1 protein-coding gene is annotated in these 1,441 nt (G+C 51.2%); it reads left to right on the top strand.

Features of this window, described 5'->3' with window-relative positions:
- Positions 1–1,441: condensation domain-containing protein (locus ACQ5BJ_RS26265; protein ID WP_430113433.1), on the top strand; the 1,441-nt coding region annotated here is incomplete at both ends.

Below are 1,441 nucleotides of genomic sequence, written 5' to 3' on the forward strand. Positions count from 1 at the left end.
TGTGCGTCAAACATCTAATCTTTGCCGGAGAGGCGCTGCAGGTAGGGAAATTAAAGGCATGGCATGCGAAGTATCCGGAGATGAACATCGTGAATATGTACGGGATAACAGAGACGACTGTCCATGTAACGTACAAAGCGATCACGGTAGAAGATATTGCGCGAGATGTAAACGACGTCGGAAAGGCACTCCCTACACTGAAGATCTATATGCTAGATGGGGACAAGCTATGCGGGATTGGTGTGCCCGGGGAATTGTGTGTGGCAGGCGTTGGCGTCGCAAGAGGCTACCTTAACAAGCCGGAACTAACGAATAAAAAATTCGTAGCGAACCCTTTTGTACCAGGGGAGCGGATGTACCGGTCGGGGGACTTAGCCAAATGGTTGCCGGACGGGAACATAGCCTATTTGGGCCGTATTGATGACCAAGTGAAGATCAGGGGGTTCCGGATCGAGCCGGGAGAAGTAGAAAATGCGCTGCGGCAGTTGGAAGGAATCCAAGATGCGGCGGTCATCGTACGGGAAACCCATGACGGAGAGAAAGCGCTGTTTGCCTACCTCATATCGAAAGATCAAGTCCAACTGCAAGCGGTGAGACGGGACTTGGAGGAAGTGCTGCCGGCTTATATGGTGCCCGCATATATGATGCAGATCGAACAACTGCCGATGACGCGCAACGGCAAGCTGGATAAACGGGCGCTGCCGGAGATCGTGGCAGTAAGCGAGAAGGAATACACGGCTCCGAAAAACGAACTTGAAGCGCAACTATGCCATATCTTTAGTGAAGTACTGGGCGTAGAGCGAGTCGGCACGCAGGACAGCTTCTTTGAGCTGGGCGGGGACTCGATCAAAGCGATACGGATCGTGTCGAAGCTAAGAAGTGCAGGATATCAAATCGCCATCAAAGATATTATGCAAAAGTATACCGTTGAGGCGATTAGCTATGCGGCACAAAAGTCTGTTTTAGAAGAACAGTACGAGCAAGCTGAAGTAAGTGGCCTCGTACCGCTGACGCCGATCGTCAGAGAGTTTGCGTCCTGGAATCTTCCTAAGCCACACCACTTTAATCAGGACATGCTGATGGAGATTGATTTGGAAGATGAGAAGCAGCTTCGGGAAGTGCTGGATGCCCTTATAGCGCATCATGACATCCTGAGATCCGTCTACCGGGAAGGTCAGCTAGAGATTGTAAAGGGGAGTGCCAGCAAAGCGTATGAGCTAAAGGTGTATGACTTTAGCGAAGAACAAGCAGCAGCACTCATGGAAGCGGCATGTACGGAACTGCACAGCAGTATCAACTTAGAAGAAGGGCCGTTGGTGAAGGCAGCGATGTTCCGGACGGGTGAAGGGAACCTGCTGTTTGTAGGGATCCATCATCTTGTGGTGGACGGCGTATCGTGGCGTATCCTGCAAGAAGATATTGGAACAGCCATCCAGCAAGT

Origin of the sequence: Paenibacillus sp. B1-35 (assembly GCF_050474385.1) — a bacterium.
GTDB lineage: Bacteria > Bacillota > Bacilli > Paenibacillales > Paenibacillaceae > Paenibacillus_B > Paenibacillus_B alvei.